This window comes from Streptomyces sp. NPDC059248 (genome assembly GCF_042753905.1).
Lineage (GTDB): Bacteria > Actinomycetota > Actinomycetes > Streptomycetales > Streptomycetaceae > Streptomyces.
On the sequence record NZ_JBHYZV010000001.1, the window covers coordinates 172675 to 195469 of the forward strand.

At 69.7% G+C, this 22795-nt stretch carries 20 protein-coding genes; 7 read left to right on the forward strand and 13 right to left on the reverse strand.

The genetic code is table 11. The annotated features are described in order from the left end of the window. Positions 1-41: 41 nt before the first annotated feature. The 4 genes from ACFXG1_RS00835 to ACFXG1_RS00850 form a co-directional block, all read right to left on the reverse strand. Positions 42-350, reverse strand: coding sequence for a DUF6191 domain-containing protein (locus tag ACFXG1_RS00835; protein WP_384709282.1), 309 nt, complete (start codon positions 348-350; stop codon positions 42-44). Between the two features lie 3 nt (positions 351-353). Then, positions 354-1106 carry a 4'-phosphopantetheinyl transferase family protein gene (locus tag ACFXG1_RS00840; protein WP_384709285.1) on the reverse strand — a complete coding sequence of 251 codons (753 nt, stop codon included), beginning with the start codon at positions 1104-1106 and terminating at the stop codon, positions 354-356. Between the two features lie 198 nt (positions 1107-1304). Beyond that, positions 1305-1880, reverse strand: coding sequence for a TerD family protein (locus ACFXG1_RS00845; protein ID WP_384709288.1), 576 nt, complete (start codon positions 1878-1880; stop codon positions 1305-1307). A 210-nt stretch (positions 1881-2090) separates the two neighbouring features. Beyond that, a complete protein-coding gene (locus ACFXG1_RS00850) occupies positions 2091-3641 on the reverse strand; it encodes a chloride channel protein (RefSeq protein WP_384709291.1) in 1551 nt (516 codons plus the stop codon). A gap of 229 nt (positions 3642-3870) precedes the next feature. Between ACFXG1_RS00850 and ACFXG1_RS00855 the strand changes: the two genes are divergently transcribed. Together ACFXG1_RS00855 and ACFXG1_RS00860 are read left to right on the forward strand one after the other, a co-directional pair. Next, positions 3871-5208, forward strand: coding sequence for a hypothetical protein (locus ACFXG1_RS00855; RefSeq protein WP_384721860.1), 1338 nt, complete (start codon positions 3871-3873; stop codon positions 5206-5208). Positions 5209-5287: 79 nt separating this feature from the next. Then, positions 5288-5761: a hypothetical protein gene (locus tag ACFXG1_RS00860; protein ID WP_384721857.1), complete on the forward strand. Its 474-nt coding sequence runs from the start codon at positions 5288-5290 to the stop codon at positions 5759-5761. A 91-nt stretch (positions 5762-5852) separates the two neighbouring features. Here the strand turns inward: ACFXG1_RS00860 and ACFXG1_RS00865 are convergent, their stop codons facing one another. From ACFXG1_RS00865 to ACFXG1_RS00875, 3 genes are all read right to left on the reverse strand, one after another. Then, a complete protein-coding gene (locus ACFXG1_RS00865) occupies positions 5853-6740 on the reverse strand; it encodes a hypothetical protein (protein ID WP_384740005.1) in 888 nt (295 codons plus the stop codon). Between the two features lie 592 nt (positions 6741-7332). Further along, positions 7333-7998, reverse strand: coding sequence for a response regulator (locus ACFXG1_RS00870; RefSeq protein ID WP_384707697.1), 666 nt, complete (start codon positions 7996-7998; stop codon positions 7333-7335). A 151-nt stretch (positions 7999-8149) separates the two neighbouring features. After that, positions 8150-9667, reverse strand: coding sequence for a sensor histidine kinase (locus tag ACFXG1_RS00875; RefSeq protein ID WP_384707700.1), 1518 nt, complete (start codon positions 9665-9667; stop codon positions 8150-8152). Positions 9668-9850: 183 nt separating this feature from the next. Between ACFXG1_RS00875 and ACFXG1_RS00880 the strand changes: the two genes are divergently transcribed. The 3 genes from ACFXG1_RS00880 (at position 9851) to ACFXG1_RS00890 (ending at position 13361) form a co-directional block, all read left to right on the forward strand. Then, positions 9851-11308, forward strand: coding sequence for a glycosyltransferase 87 family protein (locus ACFXG1_RS00880; protein WP_384707703.1), 1458 nt, complete (start codon positions 9851-9853; stop codon positions 11306-11308). A gap of 11 nt (positions 11309-11319) precedes the next feature. Next, the gene (locus ACFXG1_RS00885) at positions 11320-12489 is read left to right on the forward strand and encodes a glycosyltransferase family 4 protein (protein ID WP_384707706.1); all 1170 of its coding nucleotides are present in this window, start codon (positions 11320-11322) and stop codon (positions 12487-12489) included. 107 nt (positions 12490-12596) lie between these two features. Next, positions 12597-13361, forward strand: coding sequence for a restriction endonuclease (locus tag ACFXG1_RS00890; protein WP_384707709.1), 765 nt, complete (start codon positions 12597-12599; stop codon positions 13359-13361). 40 nt (positions 13362-13401) lie between these two features. Here ACFXG1_RS00890 and ACFXG1_RS00895 read toward each other — a convergent pair whose 3' ends face one another. From ACFXG1_RS00895 to ACFXG1_RS00905, 3 genes are all read right to left on the reverse strand, one after another. Then, positions 13402-14121 (reverse strand): hypothetical protein, encoded by a 720-nt coding sequence (locus ACFXG1_RS00895; RefSeq protein ID WP_384707712.1) that lies wholly within the window; start codon positions 14119-14121, stop codon positions 13402-13404. A 54-nt stretch (positions 14122-14175) separates the two neighbouring features. Continuing rightward, a complete protein-coding gene (locus ACFXG1_RS00900) occupies positions 14176-15255 on the reverse strand; it encodes a DNA-binding protein (RefSeq protein WP_384707715.1) in 1080 nt (359 codons plus the stop codon). Positions 15256-15345: 90 nt separating this feature from the next. Further along, complete coding sequence (locus ACFXG1_RS00905; RefSeq protein ID WP_384707718.1) at positions 15346-16026, reverse strand: DUF4232 domain-containing protein; 681 nt, start codon at positions 16024-16026, stop codon at positions 15346-15348. Between the two features lie 188 nt (positions 16027-16214). Here ACFXG1_RS00905 and ACFXG1_RS00910 point away from each other — a divergent pair, with 188 nt between their 5' ends. Next, a complete protein-coding gene (locus ACFXG1_RS00910) occupies positions 16215-17258 on the forward strand; it encodes a helix-turn-helix domain-containing protein (protein WP_384707722.1) in 1044 nt (347 codons plus the stop codon). Between the two features lie 180 nt (positions 17259-17438). On the opposite strand, the gene ACFXG1_RS00915 is transcribed toward ACFXG1_RS00910, so the two are convergent. Beyond that, positions 17439-19181, reverse strand: a complete 1743-nt coding sequence (locus ACFXG1_RS00915; protein ID WP_384707725.1) for an HNH endonuclease — start codon at positions 19179-19181, stop codon at positions 17439-17441. 599 nt (positions 19182-19780) lie between these two features. Beyond that, positions 19781-20902 carry a DUF4062 domain-containing protein gene (locus ACFXG1_RS00920; RefSeq protein ID WP_384707728.1) on the reverse strand — a complete coding sequence of 374 codons (1122 nt, stop codon included), beginning with the start codon at positions 20900-20902 and terminating at the stop codon, positions 19781-19783. A gap of 81 nt (positions 20903-20983) precedes the next feature. Here ACFXG1_RS00920 and ACFXG1_RS00925 point away from each other — a divergent pair, with 81 nt between their 5' ends. Beyond that, on the forward strand, positions 20984-21436 hold the full coding sequence (locus ACFXG1_RS00925) for a hypothetical protein (protein ID WP_384707731.1): 453 nt from the start codon (positions 20984-20986) through the stop codon (positions 21434-21436). Positions 21437-21607: 171 nt separating this feature from the next. Here ACFXG1_RS00925 and ACFXG1_RS00930 read toward each other — a convergent pair whose 3' ends face one another. Then, positions 21608-22780: a serine hydrolase domain-containing protein gene (locus tag ACFXG1_RS00930; RefSeq protein ID WP_384707734.1), complete on the reverse strand. Its 1173-nt coding sequence runs from the start codon at positions 22778-22780 to the stop codon at positions 21608-21610. Between the last annotated feature and the right edge of the window lie 15 nt (positions 22781-22795).

A 22795-nucleotide genomic window follows, 5' to 3' on the forward strand; every position in this document is an offset into this window, starting at 1 on the left:
GGGCCGGGCCCCGCGGCCCGGCCCGTATCAGCGCTCTCGGCTCAGCGGTGGTCCCGGGCCGGGTCGGACGGCAGCCGTACCACCGCGACCCCGCCGTCGAGATCCACGGAGGAACGATTCGGCGGAGCCCCGTCCTCGTCGTCGTCCTTCATCAGCATGGCGGTGTGCCGCTCCCGCAGCTGCGTCGCCTTCCCGGGCGAGAAGGACGCGTGCAGCTGCTCGAAGCCCGTCGCGGACACCCGGCCGGTCCGCCGGCCGCGTCCGGTCGCCCGCAGCAGATAGTCCACGAAGGCGATGACGGTCAGCAGGATCACCAGACCGGGAAGCGTCATGAAGATGATGAACTGCACGGCTCAGCCTCCGTCGCGTCCGTCGCGTCCGTCGCGCCCGACAAGGTGCGCGGGGGCCTTCGGCGGCGCCCCGAGCAGGGCGACGGCCGCCGCGTAACCGGGCCCCGCGGGCAGATCCGACAGGGCGCAGGGGAGTCCGGGCCCCAGCGCGTCCGGCCGGGGCCGGGGCCCCGCGCCGACATGGATACCGGCCACGCCCTCGCCGATTCCGGCGCCCGTCGCCTTGAGGACGGATTCCTTACGGGTCCAGCAGCGGGCGAACGCGAGCGGACGGTCCCCGTGGGCCAGCGCGTTCAACTCCGTACGCTCATGGGGGTGGAGCTGACTGCTCACCTCGGCGACCGTGTTCGCGTTCGGCACGACCTCCACATCCACGCCGATCGGCGCTTCGGCGAGGGCGATGAGCACCCGGCCGTCCGCCGTGCGGCTGGTGTGGGAGAGGGAGAAGTGGATCCGGTCGCCCGGGACGGCCGGCCGGCCGTGCGGCCCGCCGCACTGGCCGCAGGGGCGGCGCTCCATCGCGACCTCGGCGGGATCGATGCCCAGCCGTGCGCCCAGCAACCTGCGCAGCGCCACATGCGCCACCGCGTAGGCGTGCCGGTCGACGGGCCGTAAAAAGGCGTCCAGCCGGGCCGACTCCTCGGCGTCGAGCAGATGGCGATGGGCCAGCGCCTCTTCGGCCAGTTCGGCCACCCGGCCGTACCAGACCAGGTCGACGCCCGGGGGCGGTGCGAGATGCTCGGCGGTCGTGGCCATGGCTGCCTCGTCCTCTCCGGTCTTCCGGTCCCCGGTGCGAAGCCTTCCGCGCCTTACGCGCTTTCCATGGCCTCTCGCGGATCGACCGGTTCATCGGGTGAAGGTGTATGACGGGGCACCAGTGGATCACCGGGCCCGGAGCAGGGCAAGGGTCCGCCACTCACGAGTGGCGGACCCTTGCCGGTGAAGCGGACCTCGTCAGATGTTGACGCCGAAGTCCTGGGCGATGCCGCGCAGGCCGGAGGCGTACCCCTGGCCCACGGCGCGGAACTTCCACTCCGCGCCGTTGCGGTACAGCTCGCCGAAGACCATCGCGGTCTCCGTCGAGGCGTCCTCGCTCAGGTCGTAGCGGGCGAGCTCGGCGCCGCCGGCCTGGTTGATCACGCGGATGAACGCGTTGCGCACCTGGCCGAAGGACTGGCCGCGGCTCTCACCCTCGTGGATGGAGACCGGGAAGACGATCTTCTCGACCTGGGCCGGGACCGCGTCCAGGCCGACCTTGATCTGCTCGTCGTCGCCCTCGCCCTCGCCCGTGAGGTTGTCGCCCGTGTGCTCCACGGAACCCTCGGGGCTCTTGAGGTTGTTGAAGAAGATGAAGTGCTGGTCCGAGAGGACCTTGCCCGCGCCGTCGATCAGCAGCGCGCTCGCGTCGAGGTCGAAGTCCGTCCCGGTGGTGGTCCGGACGTCCCAGCCGAGGCCCACGACGACCGCGGACAGGCCAGGGGCCTCCTTGGTCAGCGAGACATTGCCGCCCTTGGAAAGGCTGACACCCATGGAAATCCCTGCGCAATCCGGCGCGGGCCGCGCCATCTTTGACGTTTCTTTTGCCCAATGTGTCCAACGAGCCGACCCCGGTCCCGGTTCCCGGCCGAGGCAAACTCTGTGAATTTTTGTCCGCCAGTCGTGTTCATCCGTCATGCCGTCGGCCGTGTCCGCCGGTCGCCCGCGGGGAGTTCGGCCGCCCGGAGGCGAGGGCGCCGCAGGTCAGACGGCCGCCGGCCCCGGCCTCCGCCCCTCTCCACCACCCTCGCCCCGTCCCTCGCCCCGTCCCTTCCCTTCCTCCATTTCCCCGATCTTCTTCTTCTCGTGAGCGCCGACGCGCTCCAACACCTGCGCGGTGACGAAGCCGACGACCGAGCAGACCGCGATCAGCGGCATCTGGTTCGCGGCGTCGGGACCGAGCAGCAGGGCGGCCAGCACGGCGCTGGTGACCGGCAGCCGGGTCACCACGGCCGTCGCGGTCACCATCCCGAGCGCCAGCCCGGCGGTCACCCCCAGACCCGGCAGCCCCGAACAGGCCACCCCCATCGCCGCGCCGAGCAGTACTGCCGGGAAGATCGGCCCGCCGCGCAGCGCTCCGAGCGCGATCCCCCAGGCCAGCCCCTTGCAGACGACGAGGACGAGCAGCGCCGCCACCGGCCAGGCGCCGGGTTCGGCCGCCAGTACCCCCAGCGTGGCCTGCCCGGAGAGCGCGGCCTCCGCCGGGGAACGGCCGGTGATCAGGGCGTACGCGGCGATGAGCGCCCCGACCGCGACGACGCAGACCACGGTGCGCGGCCCGGTACGCGTCCGGGTCCAGACGGCGGTGACCGAGCCGATCCGGTGGGCGTACAGCACGATCACGGCGGTCACGACGGCGACGGGCACCCCCCAGAGGAAGTCCCCGGCGTCCGGAGTGGTGTCCGGCGGTACGGACGGCAGCGACAGCGCCCCCGTGGACAGCCCCGTCCACTGCCCGAAACCGGTGAAGACCAGCGCGCCGATCCCGCTCGCCAGCAGACAGGGCAGTAGCAGGACGAAGAGCTGGGTACCGGCGAGCCCCGCCGCCTCCACGATCATCACCACCGCGACCAGCGGTCCGCCGAAGATGGTGGAGATCGCGGTCGTCGAACCGCTCATCGCCAGGACGACACCCGCCTTCGGGTGCGCGGTCTGCCGTACGGCCCGCAGGGCGAGGAGCGCGAGACCGCTGCCGAGCGCCATCAGGGGCGCCTCCGGTCCGAGGACGACGCCCAGCGGCAGGGTCGCCAGCGCCGCGAGCACCACTCCGGGCAGCGCCTCGGGCCCGAGCGGCGGCCCGCCGAGGCCCTCCACGGGATGGTGGCCGCCACCGCCGGGGAAGCGGGTGACGATCGGCGCCAGGATCAGCCCGGCCAGCAGCAGCGCGGGCAGCGGCCACCACCACGGGGGCTCGGAATAGCCGACGGCCTGCGGCAGGTCGGTCCAGACGGCGTGCTGGAGCTCGTGTTGAAGGGTGACGAAGAGGAAGGAGAGAAAGGCGATCGGGGCGCCGATGAGGGCCGAGAACAGCAGCAGGGTGAGATAGCCGCGGCTGCGGAGGATGTTCCGCAGGGGTACGTCACTGGCCGTTCCCGGCCCGCTGGGCGCCGTCGCGGCCCGCGCCCGCCCATCCCCGGAACCCGCCTCGGAACCCGCCCCGGCCTCGGCCCCGGACCCCCGCCCGGAACCGGATCCCCGCCCGGAACCGGAGCCGCCGCTCCCGCCGGGTGGCGCCGTTCCGTCGTCCGTACGCATGCCCCCACTCAAAGCCCCCGCCGGGCCCCCTGCGCGTGGACGGGCCCGTACGGGTGACCCCGCACCCGTACGGGTCACTGTGGCTCGCCCGCCTCCCGCACCCCCGGTTCCCTGACAGCGACGGCATCGTGTCCGTGCCGTCGGCGACACCGGCGGGCGAGACCGGAACGACGCCGGCACGGACGACCGGCGCACGCGGCCCGCCGGGTCGCTGACGGAGGAGGCACATATGGCGGATGGCAGACCGGGCCCCGCCGACCTGCCCGACGACGCCCCCGCCGACGAACTCCGCCGGCTCCGGGAACGCGTCGCGGCGCTGGAACGGACACGGCCCCCGGCCGAGCGGCACCACCGCGTCCGCGCCTTCTTCTCCGCCCTGCTGATCGTCGTCGGCTGTGTGCTCGCCCCGCTGAGCGTCGTCGCCGCCTGGGCCTCCCAGGAAGTCGGCGATACGGATCGGTACGTCGCCACGGTCGCCCCGATCGCCGCGAACGCCGATGTCCAGAACGCGGTCGCGAACCGGGTGACCGACGCCGTGATGGCACATATCGACCTCAACACCCTGCTGGAGGGTGTCGCCCCGGCGGATCGGCCGCGCGTGGCCCAGGCGCTCGGCAAACTGGGCGGCGCCCTGGAGAACGCGGTCCGCAGCTTCGTCCACGACAAGAGCCGGGAGGTCGTCGCCTCCGACCGCTTCCAGACCTTCTGGGTGAACGCGAACCGGAAGATCCACAGCGCTGTGGACAAAGCCCTGACCGGCAGCGGTGGCGGAGCGGTCCAACTCACCGACAACGCCGTCCAGATCGATCTCGCACCCGTGATCGACCAGGTCAAAGCACGCCTGGTGGCCGACGGACTGACCGTCGCCGACAAGATCCCCGAGGTCCACACCCAGTTCACGGTCGTCAAGTCGGACGACATCGGGAAGCTGAAGACCGGGTTCCGGCTCCTTCAGCTCGCCGGGTTCTGGCTGCCGGTACTGGCACTCGTCCTGGTCGCGGCCGGAATCCTGCTGGCCGTCCGGCGCCGCCGCGCCCTGGCGGCCGCGGCGCTCGGGGTCGCCTTCGCGACCCTGCTCCTCGGCCTCGGACTGACCGTCTTCCGGGCGGTCTACCTGGACGCGCTTCCCGCCTCGGCGTCCCAGCCCGCCGCCGGCGCGGTGTACGACGCCCTGGTCCGGCTGATGCGCACCACCATCCGGATGGTGGTCGCCCTCGGGATCGTGATCGCGCTCGGCGCCTGGCTGACCGGCCGGGGCCGCCGGGCCGTCCTCGTACGACGGCTCTGGCACTCGGGCATCCGCTCCGTACGGACCACCGCCGACCACGCGGGGATGCGCACCGGCCCCGTCGGGCCGTGGATCCACCGGTACCGCTGCTGGATCGTCTGGGTACTGGTCGCGCTCGCCGTCCTGAGCTATCTGCTGTGGAGCTACCCCACGGCATGGGTCGTGGTCGGCATCGTGCTGGTCCTGCTGCTCGCGCTCGCGATCGTGGACTTCCTGGCCGAGGCCCCGGAGGAGACCGAGGACGCCGGGCACATCACCCGAACGGGTGTACCCGAATAGCGGTACGCGTGATCCGGCCCGACGCTCGAATCCGGAACCCCGTGCACGTCCGGTGTACGGGATGACGAAGGAGAGTCCCATGACCCAGGCATCACAGCCGACCGGGACCCCGCCGCCGCACAGGTCCGGGACCCGCCACGGAACGGGCTCCGGCTCGCCGGGCAACAGCGCATGGGCGGTCGGCGGGGTCGTCTTCGCCGGGGTCCTGATGCTGTGCAACGGCGTCCTCGCGATCCTCCAGGGCATCGCGGCGATCAACAAGGACGTGGTCTACGGCGCGGTCGGGGACTACGTCTACCGGATCAACCTCAGCGGCTGGGGCTGGATCCATCTCATTCTGGGCATTCTGTTGGTGATCACCGGCTACGGAGTGCTCAAGAACATGGAATGGGCGCGCTGGCTGGGTATCTTCCTCGCCTCGGTCAGCCTGATCGCCCAGTTCCTCTTCCTGCCCTATCTGCCGGTCTGGGCACTGATCATGATCGCGATCGATGTGTTCATCATCTGGGCCCTGGCGGTGTATCGCCCCGAGGACCGCGAGCAGCTGCTCTGAGCCGCGCGGTTCCCGGCGACGGGACGACATCCCGTCCGTCCACGGGGGCGGGCGACCGGATCCCCGACCGGATCCCGGCCGTCCGCCCCCGTCACCACTGTCCGGGCATCAGCAGGATGTGGGGATCGGTGAGCGTGTAGTGCGCGGAGTTGGCGATATATACGGACGAGCCGTGCCGGGCGAGGGCGGAGGGATTCTGCAGACCGTCCTCCCCGTCCAGTACGGAGACCACCCGCCGCCGCTCCGCCCCGGGCCTGTCACCACCATCCGGGACCAGGAGCACCCGGCTGTCGGTGACCCCGGCGACGAGGAAACCGTCGCCGTCGCCCGTGAACTCCAGATCGTCGATCTCGCCCAGCCCCTCGACGACCGTCTCGGGCCGTCCGGCGGTGGGCGCCGACCGTGAGCCGGTCACGGGGAACCGGAGGACGGTGCCCCGGTCGTGATGGGTCACCCAGACCGCGCCCCGGTGCACCCTGATCCCATTGGCCCCGGCGAACCCCTCCGGGCCCGGCGCGAGCAGCGGATCCGTACTCCAGATCACGGCCCTTCCCCCGGTCACCGGCACCCGTCGAACAACCCCGGTGACGGAGTCGGTCACATACAACTGCCCGGACCGGGAGTCCAGGGCGATCCCGTTCGGCAGCCCCTCGGCGGGCAGCGCGGCGATCCGGCGCGGGGCACCGCCCTCCGGAGAGAGCCGCCACACCCCGGTGAGTTCGGCGGTACCGGTCGCATAGGTGACATACAGCGAGCCGTCATCGGCGCGGACGATCCCACCGAGGAACGGCTCCCCCACGGCCGGGGTCTCGGCTCCCGGTGGGGGAGCGGGCAGTGTGGCCAGGATCCGCGGCTCACCGGCCGGGGAGATCCGGGCGATCTGACGGGCGGACGCGAAGGTGACCACCGCCGACCCGTCCGGTTCGACGTCGATGCCCTCCGGCTGCTGCCCCGTATCGATATCCAGCCTCGCCAGCACCCGACCCCGCTCCGACCCCCTCGCGCCCGGCTCCCCGTCGCTCTCCGCCTTCCCATCGGCATCCGAACCCGCCCCCGCCCCGAGCCCTGCCCCCGCCCCCGCTTCGGGCCCGGAGGAGGCTGAGCGGGGCATCACGGCCGCACGGGAGTCGGTGGTCATGCCCGCCCCGCTGTCCCGGCCGTCGCCAGAGCCTCCGACCTGGGAGGCGTACAACGTGATCAGTACGGCGCACGAAACGGCGACGAACCTGCGCGAGAACTGGGGCACGGGGTTCTCCTGTACGGGAGCGCCCGCCCGGGGCGCTCCCCGGAAGAGGGGTACACCGGCGGTCGGAGCGTCACCCTACGAGCCGAGCCTGTGCGGATCCCCTCAACCGGCCGAAGAACATCCGCGATTCCCTCCAGGGTGTCCTTCCCCGTTCCGCTTCCCCGACCCCGACCCGCCATTCCCTCCTCCGCCTACCCCCGCCACGCCCCCTTCCCCGGCCATTGCCTGCGACCCCCGGGGATACGGGTCCTCCGGGCGATACCCCTTCCTCCGGTGAGGCCGCTCCCGAGCTTCACCGAGTATCAACGAGCCTCATCGAGCCGCGTCATCCCACGGTCTCCGGTGTCACCAGCCCCGTCTCATACGCCAGGATCACCGCCTGGGCCCGGTCCCGCAGCCCCGTCTTGGCAAAGATCCGGTTGATATGGGTCTTCACCGTATGGTCGGAGATCGACAGGGCGGTCGATATCTCGGTGTTGGACAGCCCCCGGGCGATCAGCACCAGGACGTTGCTCTCCCGTGGGGTGAGATCCACCGTCGACTTCCCCGGAAGCGCCGTTCGGTGCAGCCGGGCGAACTCGGCGATCAACCGTCTCGTCACCGCGGGCGCGAGCAACGCCTCGCCCGCCGCGATCACCCTGACCGCGTGCAGTAGTTCGGGGAAGGTGGCGTCCTTCAGGAGAAAGCCACTGGCGCCCGCCGCGAGCGACTCGTAGATGTACTCGTCCAGTCCGAAGGTCGTGAACATCAGGACCCGGGCGGCGACGGTCGGATCCGCGACGATCCGCCGGGCCGCGTCGACCCCGTTCATCACGGGCATCCGGATATCGAGCAACACGATGTCCGGCCGCTGCTCCAGGGTGATCCGGACGGCCTCGGCACCGTCCGCCGCCTCACCGACGACCTCGATGTCGTCCTGGGTCGAGAGGAGATTGACGAACCCGGCCCTGACCATGGCCTGGTCGTCCGCGACCACGGCACGGATCACCATGCCCCCTCCTCCCGTCCGCCACCGCCACGTACGGCACTCCGGCCACTGCTCGCACTCACCGAAACCGCCACGACCACCGCCACCGAACCTTTCCCCGCCCGCCCCTCTCCCCGATGCTCCGTCCGACTCCTTGCGCGATTTTCCGTCCGACTCATGACCCCACTCCCAACTCCCGTCCCCTTCCACGGATAGCGGCCATCGCGCCGATGCCCTCGCCGCTACCGCCACTGTTCATGCTCCACAACTCGCCCCGGCCGTCCGCGACGACGGGCAGTTCGGCGTGGACGAGGAAGCCGTCGGCAGGGCCGCGCCCCGTGGTCAGCCGCCCCCCGGCCAGCGTCACGCGCTCCGTCATCCCGATGAGCCCATGCCCCCGCACCGGCGCCGATATCCCCGCCGGAGGCCCGGGCCCGGCGTCCCCCACCCGGACCGCCAGCCGGTTCGCGCCGTACTCCAGCGCGATCTCCGCCGCGGCCCCCGGGGCATGCCGGCGTACGTTGGTCAGTGCCTCCTGCACGATTCGATACGCGGTCAGCTCGATCGAGGCTGGCAGTCGCCGTCTCGCCCCGGTGACGGTGAGCCGGGCGCTCCCCCCTCCATTGCGGTGCTGTGCCAGCAGTTCGTCGAGCCGGTCGAGCGTCGGCTGCGGAGCCTCGGCGGCCCCTCGCCGCCCGGCGACCTCGTCGGAGCGCAGCACATTGAGGAGTTGTCTCAGCTCATTGAGGGCCTCCCGGGACGCCCCGGCTATCTGCTGGAAGCCGTCCCGGCCCTCGGGCGAGAGCCCCGGCGTCGTATAGGTCGCGCTCTCGGCCTGGACCGCGATCACCGACACCGAGTGCGACACGATGTCGTGCAGCTCGCGGGCGATGGCCCGACGCTCCGCCTCCGCCGCCTTGTGCCGTTCCAGCCGTATCAGCTCGGCCTGGGCCGCCGCCCGTTCCCGCCGGACCCCCTCGCGGCTGCGGACCGCGTCCCCCGCGCTCACCGCCGCCAGGATCGCCAGCCCGATCAGGAACGACTCGGCGAAGTACCCGAGTGATCCCCGGGAGCCGAGCGGCAAGGGGTCCGCATACGGGCCGTCGAAGACATCGGTCGTCACATGGAGCAGATCGACCACAACCGTCAGGGTGATGCCGAAGGCGGCCAGCGCCACCGGATGGTGCACCCGGTGACGGGCGAGGGTGTAGAAGCCGAGCAGCCCGCCTATACAGACGGTGAGGAACAGCGCCGGCCGGAACAGGAAGTTCAACGGGGACGCCAGGACGACGAGATACCCGGCCAGCGCCGGACACCTCCGCCGCCACATCAGCGGCAGGGTAGCCGCGAGCGCCGTCGCCACGGCGGCCACCGTGATCACCACGGCCACGGCCACCGTCGACCCGAAGTCCAGCCGCAGCGTCTCCGCGATCGCCCCGGCGCCCAGCAGCCCACCGCTGATCCACGGATACGCGGGCGCGCGCACCCATCCCCTCACCCGCTGTACGAACCCCGCCCCGCCCGGATCCTCGGCGCCCGCCGGGGACGGCGGAGCCGAGCGCTTCCCGTGCTCCTCGGGGGAGAGCAACAGGAACCGGGCCAGGCGCTGAACCTGCCGGTCGCTGTGTCGGTCTTCCGGTCCTTTCATACCCGCCAGTCTGCGGGTGGAGAGGGTGGAGAGGCGTCGGAGCACGGGTTGATTTCCTTCCTCGGCTCACCCCCCGGTTCGAGCCCGAAGACAGCCCCCCGGTGTGACGAGCCCACGGGGTCCGCGTTCTTAGCCTGCTCCTCCTGCGGTCGCCACCCGCACCACCCACGCCACCCGCGCAACTCGACAACCCGTCGCACAACATCCGTACCACCAGGGGAGCAGGCCGTGACAGCACGCGTGCCGAACACCGATGACGTACGCCGTACGCCACCCCACCGACCGCCCCGCACCGAAACCCGTCTCCGGCCCCGGAACAGGCCCCGGAACAGGACCTGGGCCCGGACTCGGACCTGGGCCCGGACCCGTCTCCGGACCTGGACCCGTCTCCGGCCCCCGAACAGGACCCGGCCCCGCTACCGGCCCCGTGCCGACGGACTCCCCGCCCGCGCCACGTCCCGCCGCCCCCTCCTCGACACCGCCCTGTCGAGCCGCGCCCCCTGGCTGCTGTCCGCCGCCTTCGCGGGCGGATTCGCCCTGGTCACCCAGCTCCCCACCCACCGGGTCTGGGGTGCCGTCGCCGCCGTCGGCTATCTGGTTGCCGCGGCCGCCCCCGTACGCCGGATCCCCGTTCTCGCCGCGGCGCTGGCCGCGTTCCTCCCGCTCGCCGTCCTCATCGCCGCGGACGCGGCCCAGTTGGAGGTACGGGTCGTCGAGGGGGCGGCGGCCCGGTTGCTGGACTCCGGTACCCCGTACCACCCGGACCCGACGGTGACCGCCGACTACAACCCGTACCTCCCCGCGACAGCCCTGTTCGGCCTCCCCGGCGCGCTGACCGGCGGCGGTCCGCTCACGGACGCACGGCTCTGGCTCGGCCTGAGCTTCGTCGTCACCATGGCCCTCGCCCTCCGCGGCACCATCTCCACCCCCGGGACGACCGCCTCCACCTCCTGCCCGCCCCGTACGGCCATCACCCGTACGACCGTCACCCGCACGGCCTTTCTCCTCGCCTGCCCACCGGTCGCGATGTCCCTGGCCGTCAGCGGTATCGATCTCCCCCTGATCGGCCTGATGTGCCTCGGCACGGTCCTCGCCGGCCGGGGGCGGCCCGGTGCCGCGGGCCTCGTCCTCGGTCTGGCGTCGGCCATGAAGTGGACGGCCTGGCCGGGCCTCGCGGTCGTCTGCGCCTTCCTGGCCGTGGCCCGCGGCGGTCGGACCGCGGTCCGCTGCTGCCTTGCCGCCGCCGCGACCGTCGCGGCCCTCGTGGGGCCCGTGGCGATCCGGGACCCGGCCGGGTTCTTCCGCCATGTCGTCGCCTTCCCCCTGGGACTCACCGAGGTCCCGTCCCCGGCCGCGAGCCCACTCCCCGGCCATCTCGTCGCCACGGCCCTGCCCGGCGAGTCCGGCCGAGTGGTGGCGCTGACACTGCTGTGCGCGGCGGCGCTGCTGATGGCGGTCTCCCTCGTCGCCCGTCCACCCACGACCGTACGAGCGGCCGCGAACCGTACGGCCCTGGGTCTACTGCTGGCCCTCGCCCTGGCCCCCGCGAGCCGCTACGGCTACCTCCTCTACCCCCTCGTCCTCGCGTTCCTCGCCCTCACCACCGAGCCCCCGGCCCGGACGACGCAAGCCGCCCCCACCCACGTCACGACCCCCACCCCCACCCCCACCGCGACCGAACAGTGAGTCGACACCCCATGCCCAGGACCCTGATCATCACCAACGACTTTCCGCCCCGACAGGGCGGCATCGAGACCTTCGTCCATGCCATGGCCGTACGCTTTCCACCCGGTGACGTAGCCGTCTACACCTCCGCCGAACCCGGCGCCCGCGACCATGACGCCCGTCTCCCCTTCCCGGTCGTACGCGACCCCACCCGCACGCTCCTCCCGACCCGCCGTACCACCGCTCGCGCCGCCGCCCTCATCGGCGAACTGGATTGCGACACCGTCTGGTTCGGCGCCGCCGCGCCGCTCGGGCTGATGGCCGCGGCGCTCCGCCGCCGTACCGCCGTACGCAGGATGGTGGCGACCACACACGGCCACGAGGTCTGGTGGGCGCGGACGCCCGGGGCCCGCCGGGCGCTGCGCCGGATCGGGGCGACCGTGAACACCATGACATATCTGGGCGATTACACCCGTCGCGCCATCGCCCCGGCGCTGGACCCCGCGGCGGCGTCCCGGATGCGGCGGCTGACACCGGGCGTCGACCCGTCGGACTTCACCCCGCGCGGCACCGACCCGACCCCGGCGGCGATCGCGCTCCGCGCCTCGTACGGCATACCGGCCGACGCGCCCGTGGTGCTGTGCGCGGCCCGGCTCGTCCCCCGCAAGGGCCAGGACACCCTCATCCGAGCCCTCCCGCTCATCCACCGCGCGGCCCCCGGCACCGTCCTCCTCCTGGTCGGCGCGGGCCCCGACGAACCCCGCCTGCGCCGATTGGCCGCGACGCTCGGCCCCGGCCTCGGCCCCCGGGTGGTCTTCGCGGGCGGCCACGGACATCGCGCGATGCCCGGTTTCTACGCCGCGGCCGACGTCTTCGCCATGCCGTGCCGCACCCGCAGGGCCGGTCTGGAGGTGGAGGGCCTCGGCATCGTCTTCCTCGAAGCGGCCGCCTGCGGCCTGCCCACCGTCGCCGGCAGGTCGGGAGGGGCCCCGGCCACGATCCACGACGGGAAGACCGGCTATGTGACCGACCCCCGCTCCCTCGTCGAGGTCGCCGACCGGCTGATCCGCCTGCTGACCGATCGCGAACTCGCCCGGTCGATGGGCCGCGAGGGACGTGCCCGCGTCGAATCGGCATGGACCTGGCACCACGCCCACACCCGGCTCACCACCCTCCTCGCCGACCCCGTTCCCCACCTCTAGCAACACCCGCCCCAACCGGTCGTACGATCCCGGCCACTGGCCGACCGGTACCCCTTTCACCCCCGTTCGTGCCTCCCCGAGACTGCTGCACCGAACGGGGGTGCTCCATGACGACGCCACGCAGACGACCACGAAGGCCCGGCCGCACCACGGCCACAGGCCGAAGCCGTTCCCGTACGCCCCGCCGACGCGCCCGCGCCCGCGCCCGCGTCCGCCCCCGCGTCCGCCCCCGCATCGGCGGCGGGCTCGCCTTGGTCGCCGTACTGGTCGCGATGTCCTGGTCGTCGATCTGGCCGTACGCCGTCGGAGCCCTGGCCCTCGCCGCCGCCACCGTCGCGATCCAGTGGTTCCGCCGTACGGATCACCGCATCCGGGACGGCGACCGCCGATGGCGCCACGACGACGCGCTCCGCGCCGGGCACCGGAGCCTCGCCGAGATCGACACCATGACGGGAACGGAGTTCGAGGAGTGCGTGGCGGCCCTGTGCCGCCGCGACGGTTGTACGGAGGTCCGCCGCGTCGGCGGTTCCCACGACAACGGCGCGGATGTCCTGGGGCGTCTCCCCGACGGCCGGAGCATGGTGATCCAGTGCAAGCGCCACACCCCGAGGAAGAATATCCCCAGCCGTGAGGTCAGGGATCTGCTGGGCGCGAAGGTCCACTTCGAGGCCGATGTGGCGATCTTCGTGACCACCACGTTCTTCACCGGCCCCGCGGAGGACTTCGCCGCCCGGAACGCGATCGTGGCGATCCACCGCGACCACCTCGGCCAGTGGAACAACGGCGCGTCGCTGCCGTCCCTGACCACGATCGGCGCCTCGGGCCAGGGCGACCGCCACCATCGCCGCCGCCGTCGTGAGACCTACGGATAGCCGCTTCCGTACACCGGCCGACCAAGCGTCGGTACCGGCCTCAGACGAGGTCGCCGCCGATCCGTACGATCGACGGCTTCCGGTCGGGGTCGAGATCGTATTCGGAGAACTCCCAGGCCGTGATCTCGGCGTCCTCAGGTACCCGGTACACGAAGTGCATGCTGTCCTTGAAGCCCGGCTGGAGCTGTTCGTTGCACTCGGGATTGCCCGGCACCTCGTCGAGGTCGTCGACCGTGTCGTAACGGCGGCCGCCCGCGTCGAGCAGACTGTTCACGATGGGCAGTCCGCACGTGAGATCCATGCCCCCCTTCGTGTCGTTGAACACCACGGTCTCCAACACGACGTACTTGGCACCGGAGCCGGCCTTCCTCGCGGTACCGGCGAAGACGATCGAGCCGGTCTCCCGGACCTTTCCGATCGTGACCACGACACCACCGCTGCGGGCCTGCTCCCCGACCTCGAAGCCGGGCCCCGGGCCGGGGGAGGGGGACACGGACTCGACCGGCTTCCGTTTCCGTTCCGGAACCGTACGGGGCCGGTCGTCCTGCCAGATCGAAGGCGACGGCTCGGCAGCGGCGGTGCCACCGGAATCGTCACGGTCGTCGACAACGGTGTAGACGAGCGTCGCCGAGGTCGCCACCAACGCGGCGGCCAGGCAGAACGTCGCCGTCTTCCACGGGTTCCCGGCGGCCCTGCGCCCGGCGGCGGTGGGGGTGGGTGTGGGGGGCCGCTCGGGAATCGGTGGGGTATGACCGCTCACAGAAGTCCTCTCCTGGGTGGACGGGTGCCGGGCGCGTCCGGCACGGGCAGGGCGTCAGCTGCTCCGCAGCCGTTTGGCCAGCGTCGCGAGGTCGGTACCCGCCAGCGCCGTCCACTCACCGGGATCGACACCGTCAGGGACATGGTCGATGTCGACGTCCCACCACGTCGTGCCCTGGATGCCGTCGGCCTTGCGGTCGGTCACACTCTGGAAAACGTGATTGGCCAGACCGGTCGGCGAGAAGCGGTTGCCATCGGCCTCCCAGGTCAGCGGCTTCGCCGTGTCGTTGTGCCAGACGGCCGACGCACGGTCGCCGTCCTCACCGACCCATGCCGCGACGGCCTCGCGGATGGCTTCCGTCACCCCGTGCCGCGGGGTGAGCCGCAGTCTGGTCCCATCCGGCAGCACCCCGGCCCCGACGATGACATGCACGGCGTTACGAGCCCGGGAACGCTCCGCCAGCTTCCGGGCGGCGACCTCGGCCTCGACCCTCGCGGGGGCCAGGGTGAACTCCTCCACCTCCGGCGTCGGATACACCTTGGTGAACCCGGCGACCAGGTGGCCTTCGACCCGCCACAAGCCGACCTGGACCAAGTCGATGTCGAGATTCATCTCCGAGAGCCAGACCACGGTATGCGTGACCTGCTTGGGGAATCCGGCGGCGATGATCACCTGCCGGGGCCGCTGGAGCAACTCAGGGCTCCACTCCCCGTCGACGTGATCGAGGAGCCGCCGCCTGCACGCGTCGAGATCGAGCGCCTGGCCCCTGCCCGCCAGGAAGTCGTGGTGGGCCTGGGCCAGAGTGTCGAGGTCGAAGCGGGACACCAGGGCGGCATACGTGATCGCCTGCAGATGCACGTCCCGGTCGGCCGTCCCCCGCTTCAACTCGACGACGACGAGCCGCCCCGTGGCGTCCAGCCCGAGGACGTCCAGCCGGTCACGGGCGGGAACCCCGTCCGTGTCGGCCCACCGGTCGAACTCCGCGGTGACCACCAGCACCGACTCGCCGAGCACGAGCGGATGTTCGATCACCCATTCCTGGAGATGCTTCCGCTCGAAGAGCCCTTCGGCGGCCAGCTCGGTAGACGACACAGGTATCGCCGACGAACCCGAAACCCTGAAGAGATGATCCATTTCGCCCCCTCGCCGCGCCCGGTGACGGAGTCGGGACGGCGGCTCAGAGCCTAGAACGCGGACGCTACGCGGCGCAGCCCGATGCGCTTCTCACCAGCTGAGGGCGTTGTCCATCTCCTGCTGCCAGTACGTGACCTCGAGCGAGTCGTCGATGTGGACACCGCGCGCGGGCAGTGACGGGCGGGCGGACTCCCCGACGCTCCCGTTACCGGACAGGTCGCTGAAGTGGACGATCAGTGACTTCTCGGTACGGCCGCCGGAGCCGTTTCCGTCGTCGGCGGACAGGGCCACTCCGGCGTAGCCGGACTCGCCCGGGGCGAGAGTGACGACGGCCTGAGGCTTGGACTCAGCGATCACCGGCGGCACCGACTGGGCCTCGCCGAAACGTACCGCCGGGTAGCCGTAGAGTGAGCAGGGCCGGCTGCCGGTGTTGGTGACTGTGAGCAGCATGTGGTTGATGGGGCGGTTCAACGGGGCCGCAACGGTCTTGGTGTTGGAGCCCTCGCAGGTGACGGTCTCACCGGAGGATCCCCCCGAAGCCTCCTTCTCCACCTTCTCCACCTTCTCCGAATCGCCGAATGCCCCGGACTTCTCGCCGGACTTCTCGCCCCGCCCGGACCCGGGGGTGCCCGCCGGGGTCACCGTGGCCGCCGACGCGCCCTCATCGTCGGTGCCCGTCCCGTCCTGGCACGCGGTGAGGGAGAGAGCGGCGAGGGTGACGACTGCGACGGTACCGATGAGACGGGTACGGGAGTTACGGATGCTGGACATGTGGCGAAGCCCCTTCGTCGTTCGGGTCGGTGTGGTGCTTGGATGACCTGACCTTGTGGGGCGATCCGTCCCAACCGTGAGATGCGAAGGCCAGTTGGAGACAGCGGAACGACGAAACGCCCTCCGACCAGGCACGTTCTCGTTCCCCTGGAACGCGTGAACGGGATACGACCGCGAAGGAGGTACAGGTGTCGGGTACAGCGGAGTCCGGGCGGAACGAGGAGTTCGCGACGCTGCTGCGACAGCTCAAGGAGCGCTCGGGCCTGAGCTACGGGACGCTCGCCAAGCGACTCCATCTGAGCACCTCGACGCTGCACCGCTACTGCAACGGCACCGCGGTCCCCCACGAGTACGCGCCAGTGGAACGCTTCGCCCGGGTCTGCCGGGCCGGGCCGCAGGAGCTGATGGAGCTCCACCGACTCTGGATCCTGGCGGACGCGTCCCGCGGCCGCAGACCGGACCGCCCGAGTACGCCACCACCCTCACCGGAGCCGCCCCGGCGCCCCCGTACCAAGGTGATCGCCGCCACCGTCGCCGCGGTGGCCGTGCTGGGAGCCGTGATGATCACCGTCTCCCCCTTCTCGGCCGACGACGACCGCCTAACGGTCGAGCGCGAGGCGATCGCCCCCGGCACGGCCGCCGCCCCGCTCACGGTCAGCACCCGCCCCTATGTCTACGACACCCCGTGCAGCCAGTACTTCCTCGTCGACAGCGCCCCCGAACAGGTCGGTCCGCCGGCGAACGAACAGGACGCCCCCCGCTGGGCCGCCGCGTACGGCGCGGTCTCCTCGAACGAACAACGGGTCGCCCTCACCGTCCAGGGCACCGGCGCGAACACGGTCGTCCTGGAAGCTCTGCACGTCAACGTCGTCGCCAAGACCACCCCCCTGCCCTGGAACGACTACGCGATGGGCGTCGGCTGCGGCGGCGGAGTCGACACCAAGTCCTTCGACATCGCCCTGGACGTCGGCAGCCCCACGGTCACGGCCGGGAACGGCCAGCGCGACTTCCCGTACAAGGTCGACGAATCCGACCCGGAGGTCTTCTACATCACGGCCCGCACCGCGGCCCACGACATCCGCTGGTACCTCACCCTGACCTGGTCCAGCGGCCCCCACCGCGGCACCCTCCGCATCGACAACGAGGGCACCCCCTTCCGCACCAGCGCCAACACCGACCGCCCCGGCTACGACTACCCCCTCGGCGCCACCGACTGGATCCCCCGCCCCTGACCCTTCCGCAAGCCCTCGGGAGACCCCGAAAAATAAGATCCATAAGCGCGGGACGCCATAAGCCGCAGCGACTGCCGCACAAAAAACCAGAGGGCCGGTGAGCAAGCTCACCGGCCCTCTGGCCGGCAGACCGGGACGGCTCAGGGCGTACCGGCCTTGATGAGCCTGACCGAGGGTTTCTCAGTTCGGAGTGTCCCTGCCACAAAGAGCACGGTGATATCGCAGGTGGGCTTCGTTGATGCGGTGCTCCGGAAGTCGCCGCAGAATGCCCTGATGGCTGCCGTCTGCTGTCGAACGGACGGCTCCGGCCGGGTCGATGTAAATCGCCAACGTATCAAACTGGACATGGTGATTGGGGCACAATACGAGCAGGTTGGTGAGGTCGTCCGGGCCGTTGTGTGGTTGGCCGAGACCACGAATATGAGCCGCTTCGCTGTACGTGCCGAACCGTTTCGCCAGTTGTTCTCCACAGACCTGGCAGTGATCGGCGTGCATTTCCTTGACTCTATTGGCCAGACCGACATCGCGCACTATGCGGGACGTGCTCGTGGGTCGGCGAGCGGCAGGGCCTTGCTGCTCCTCTGCTTCCTCTCCTACCTCCAAGCCGCTCGCGTTCTCGTAGCCGGCCAAACCGAGTTGCTCCATCAGCCCGTGCTGAGTGATATCGGCGAAGTAGGTCTCTCGTAGGACGGCAATTGCCTGGGACCGTACGAACGGGTCTCTCAACAGCCGATCGGCCTGGTGAGTGAACCCTGCCTGAGGCTTGGACCTGTCGAGGGCTGAGATGCTGATCGTTCCTGAGTGCTCCGCAGGGAGGCCATCTATGTCCCATAGCCCGCTCGTCCGCAGATGCCAGAACGGGTACTCCGGCGTCGGGGACGACTGGGGGCGGCCGAACTCGATCAACAGCTTGCCCACCTCGTCGCGGAACTCCGGCCAGGGAGAGAGCCGCGCCGCTCCGCGGGAGTTCCTCGCGATGGCCCACATCAGGGTCAGGGGCTTGTGTCGACTCGGGCGTCCATCCTTCCGATGAACCCTGAGATTCCTCAGCTTCTCCATGAGCAGGTCCGACGTGAGCGTCGGCTGCTGGTCGGGCTCGGCTCCGGGAACGGGGCTGCTCGACTTCTGTAGAGAATCGGGCGTCAACGTGTGCTCGCCCGCGGCGTGGCCGATCGATCGAGGACGGACTCCGTTTTCCTCCAGCTGAAGGGGACGTTGCCGCACCTCCGGCAGGATGGCATGGCCACCTTCCACCCAACGACGCCAAGATCGCGGAGCAAGTTCCAGCGTCTCGGCCGTCGAGAACTTCTCATTGCCGCGTGCTTCGATCCAGTCCCAGTTCAACAGGTCGCCTTCTGACTCCAGATCGAGAAGGGTCAGCTCATAGCGGAAGTTGGGGAAACGCTGCCCCTTGTCGCGCTGCTCGATCACGGCAGAGCCTTCGATGACCGCCAAGCCGCAGAACTTCACGTAGCCCTTGGGAGACTTGTTACGCGTGACCGTTGCGAAGACGAGCAGTGGTGCAGCCATTTCTCGCTCCTGCACGGTCGCTGCTCGATGGCTCGGCCATGCCTTTTGCAGCAGCTTGTTGCCCGGCGTCTCACCCACGGGAACGGCATGATCTGCGCGATGGTCTCCAAAGTAGGTGACGCGGCCGTATTCCAGGTTGAACTCGTCGTGCCATGGCGTTTCGACGGAACCGGCCTTCCAGGGGCTGGAACGGATGAGTATCGCTGGCCGCCGTGCCACGCGTGCGATCTCCACCTCGGCGATCGGGTTGATCCCCTTGCTCAGCTGTATCGGAGCGAGAACCCGCGAAGCCGTGCAGTGGTGGATATTCGGGTAACCGTCCATGACCTCGATGGACGGGTCTCTGTTCCGCGAGGACCGCAGCACCTCACCGACACGCAACTGGCTACCCATCGAAGGCCTCCCACCCCGCTGCCATTGTGCTGGTGATTTTGCCAGGCGCGAGGACCACCGCCGAACCCTCGCTTGCCGAGCCTCCACCAGCTCCGGCCGAACCTGCTGCCCCCGCTGTGCATGCCCGCAAGACCGCCGCCGCACACCGGGGCCGTAGGATCGCGATGTCGACCCGATGAATCTCCGTGTCCGGCTCGGCGTACAGCCCCCGTCGACGGACGACGTCACCGCCATGTCGTGCGAGGAACGATCACCGTGCCACCGAATCGCGGTTTCCGTCGTGCGGTCCGCACGGCTCTGTTCGGCAGCATTCATCAGCGGCGGTAGTGACGCGGGAATCGACAGTCACGCAGATAGACACGCAGCAACGCCAGAGGACCCTTACCGATTCGGTAAGGGCCCTCTGACCTGGTACTTCAGCGTCGGGGTGGCGGGATTTGAACCCACGACCTCTTCGTCCCGAATGAGGTTCGGGCGCTGGCCTGGCCTGCGAGGATTGCATTTGTGCAGGTCAGGTCCACTGTGCCCGTTGGTTTCGCGGGGCCTGCGGTGGGTTGAGAGAGCGTATCGGCTCCCAAGCGGCTCCCGCTCCTGGAGTGCTAGCGCGCAGTCGGGTGCTGTCTGACCAGGGCTCGTGAGAGAGGTCCTGCGACTTCCTTGGCCCCGGTGCTCAGAGCAGCCAGTGTGACGGACTCATCGGCTTCGGTTCGAAGGGCGAAGTTCGAGGGGTGGGACAGCCGGGCACTACGCCGCGACTGGTGGGGATCGAACCTGTCGACACTGGTCAGTGCGCTGCACGACACGCCCGCCGCGACGACGATCCGATCTTGCTGGACGATGTTCAACGCACCGATGAACTTCAACAGGTCAGTGATCTGCTGAGGCAGGGCCTCGGGGTCCAGAATCGAGCCCAAGCCGTCCTTGGGGAGCGTGGCTCGGGTGGAGATTTGGCCTGTCTTGTAGAGACGTACTTCCGCGAGTTCGCCAGGTTGTGGCGCATCCCATGATCGGGGCCGCCCGGACGGGACGCTTACTGCTACGTGATCTCGGGATCTGGAGGGCGACAGGGCAACGTCGCCCCGGATCAGTCCGGCGGTTCGGATCCGGTCCACCAGCGATGTGCTGAGCTGTTCCAGCTCGCGATCCGAGTGGCCGACGAAGTTCAGGGGCAGGATGTGAAGCTCCAGCAGGGGAACATCGTTGCCGGCCAACGGATTCATACTCGTGTCGTCGATGGTCCAGCGCAGTTCAGGAGGCTCCGCCAGCCTGGCAAAGGACAGAGGAGATGTGCCAGCCTCCAGCTCTTTGATCTTCTGTACGACCTTGGTTTGAAGCTCCGAGGTGGTCTCGAAGGAATCGCGGAACACCCCAGTGGCGTAGGCTTGTACGATCCGTGTGAAATCGACCTGAGCGGGCTCGAATTCTACCTGCAGCTTGCGGTAGACCAGCCGAGGTATGCCTGCTGCTTGAGCGGCCACCCATTCGTCGTGAGTTGCGGACTGTCCTGTTTCGGGAAATATATGGCCGTACTTCGGGCCTAGCAGGAAAAGGCAGACATCCGCAGATGCCAACGCTGCCAGGCAGGCCTCCCGACTGGGTGTGGTCTGTGCAGAGAAGTCCTCGAATCGCACAGGCGTATGCCCCAATGCGCTGATCAGGCCAGGCAGGGAGTCGCGCTCCTCGTCGAGTCCTCTGCGGACACTACTGATGAAGATCCTCACGCTACGGTGTCTCCAGTGCTGACGGTCGCTCTTGGGCGAACTGAACGGTTGACATGGTGGGCGGAGATGAGGAGTTTTTTCATGGCCGAGATGTCAGAAGAGGCGATACGTTCCTATTGGAAGGAACACCGGGAGCAGTTACGGCAATGCGAAACCCAGCGCTCCACGCTGACGAATCTACTGATCGTTGTCACGGCAGCCTTGAGTGCGCTGATCGTCCAGCAGGAGTTCACACTGAACGTCATGCCTCTGTGCTTCTTTGTCGTTCTGGCTGGCGCGTACGGCGCTGTGGCCGTTTCCAAGTACTACGAGCGGGCTTCCTATCACCTTTTCCAGGCTCGGGCCTTGACCAGAACCTTGGTGGAGCAGGGAGTGTTGGGCTCCGACGAAGAACTAATTCGGGCACGCATGGAGCATTACCGAAGATTTCCACGGATGCATCGTGTTCGGCTTCACCGGCTCTGGGTGTACCTACATCTTGCCATCGTCCTCTACGGGCTGTCGCTTCTTTTTCTGTGCATCATCGTTGCCTGATGGCATACAAGTTCTCTGCGGTCAGGGCGTTGGTGATGACGTCTGAGAACCCCCGGTCTGGCACGGTAGGTTACGACGTGGAAAGGCATGGCGATGGCAACTGGCCATCCCGCGAGGAATGCAATGTCGTTTCTGCAGGCCGCCCGATCCCAGTCCGAATACACGGAGAACTCAGGCCAGCGACTTCCGTACCACCTCGGTCAGCGTTGTTGCTCGAATGTCGTCGGGCCCACCGATGATGTGGTTCATGACGTAGCCGAAGGCGATGCCGTGCTCCGGGTCGGCGAAGCCGAGTGAGCCGCCTCGGCCTGTGTGGCCGAAGGCAGCCGGTCCGGTCATGGGAACGGTGCCGGTGGGCAGCATGAATCCGGAGCTGAATCGGCTCGGCACCATCATGACCTCGTCTCGTCCCCTGGCCTGCTCCTCGGTCGCCGAAGCCAGCGTCTCTGGGGTGAGCAGGCGGACCCCGTCCACCTCGCCGATCAGCGCGGCGTACATGCGCGCCAGCGCGTGCGCGGTGCCGATGCCGTTGGACGAGGGGAGTTCCGCGGCCTGGACCTCGGGGGAGTCGAAGTCGATGTTCGCCGGCTCGGTGACCGCGAAAGCCCTGTTGCTGAGCGAGTTCGGGTCGCGCCAGGCGGCGACGAGGTCACGGAGGTCCTCGGGGATCGACTCTTCGGGCACGGTGGTGAGGTCGACGTCCGGCTTCCGGTACACCATGCGGCTGACCCGGTCGCGTTCACCGGGCGGCAGCCCGACGAAGAAGTCGATCCCGAGCGGTGCGGCGATCTCGTCGGCGAAGAAGCGGCCCGGCGTGCGGCCGGACACCTGGCGGATCACTTCGCCGACCAGCCAGCCCCAGGTCCTGCCGTGGTAACCGTGCGCCGTTCCCGGAGTCCACTGCGGGCGCTGGGCAGCCAGGGCCGCCGTCATGGGGTGCCAGGCCAGTGCCTCGTCCAGCGGCACCGGCTCGTCGAGGGCGACCAGGCCGGCCTGGTGGGACAGCAGCCAGCGCACCGGGATCTCCGCCTTGCTGTTGGCGGCGAACTCCGGCCAGTACTCGGCCACCGGGGCGTCCAGGTCCAGCAAGCCGCGCTGGGCGAGCAGATGCGCCACCGTGGCGGTCGCTCCCTTGGTCGCCGAGTAGACGAGCTGAAGGGTGTCCCGTTCCCACAGGCGGCCGGTTTCCGGGTCGGCGACGCCGGCCCACAGGTCCACCACGGGGCGGCCGTCCTGGTAGACGCAGACCGCCGCGCCGATGTCCTCGCGCCCGGCGAAGTTCGCCGCGAACGCCTCCCGTACCGGTTCGAACCCTGCTGCGACCTCACCGTTGATCACCGTCATGCCGCCCATCCTGGC

Bases quoted from the DNA above. Each gene is read 5' to 3' on its own strand.
- ACFXG1_RS00870 (WP_384707697.1), bottom strand. From the start codon at position 7,998: ATGGTGATCCGTGCCGTGGTCGCGGACGACCAGGCCATGGTCAGGGCC.
- ACFXG1_RS00905 (WP_384707718.1), bottom strand. From the start codon at position 16,026: ATGTCCAGCATCCGTAACTCCCGTACCCGTCTCATCGGTACCGTCGCA.
- ACFXG1_RS00930 (WP_384707734.1), bottom strand. From the start codon at position 22,780: ATGACGGTGATCAACGGTGAGGTCGCAGCAGGGTTCGAACCGGTACGG.
- ACFXG1_RS00845 (WP_384709288.1), bottom strand. From the start codon at position 1,880: ATGGGTGTCAGCCTTTCCAAGGGCGGCAATGTCTCGCTGACCAAGGAG.
- ACFXG1_RS00890 (WP_384707709.1), top strand. From the start codon at position 12,597: ATGACGACGCCACGCAGACGACCACGAAGGCCCGGCCGCACCACGGCC.
- ACFXG1_RS00840 (WP_384709285.1), bottom strand. From the start codon at position 1,106: ATGGCCACGACCGCCGAGCATCTCGCACCGCCCCCGGGCGTCGACCTG.
- ACFXG1_RS00915 (WP_384707725.1), bottom strand. From the start codon at position 19,181: ATGGGTAGCCAGTTGCGTGTCGGTGAGGTGCTGCGGTCCTCGCGGAAC.
- ACFXG1_RS00925 (WP_384707731.1), top strand. From the start codon at position 20,984: ATGGCCGAGATGTCAGAAGAGGCGATACGTTCCTATTGGAAGGAACAC.
- ACFXG1_RS00850 (WP_384709291.1), bottom strand. From the start codon at position 3,641: ATGCGTACGGACGACGGAACGGCGCCACCCGGCGGGAGCGGCGGCTCC.
- ACFXG1_RS00860 (WP_384721857.1), top strand. From the start codon at position 5,288: ATGACCCAGGCATCACAGCCGACCGGGACCCCGCCGCCGCACAGGTCC.
- ACFXG1_RS00900 (WP_384707715.1), bottom strand. From the start codon at position 15,255: ATGGATCATCTCTTCAGGGTTTCGGGTTCGTCGGCGATACCTGTGTCG.
- ACFXG1_RS00885 (WP_384707706.1), top strand. From the start codon at position 11,320: ATGCCCAGGACCCTGATCATCACCAACGACTTTCCGCCCCGACAGGGC.
- ACFXG1_RS00855 (WP_384721860.1), top strand. From the start codon at position 3,871: ATGGCGGATGGCAGACCGGGCCCCGCCGACCTGCCCGACGACGCCCCC.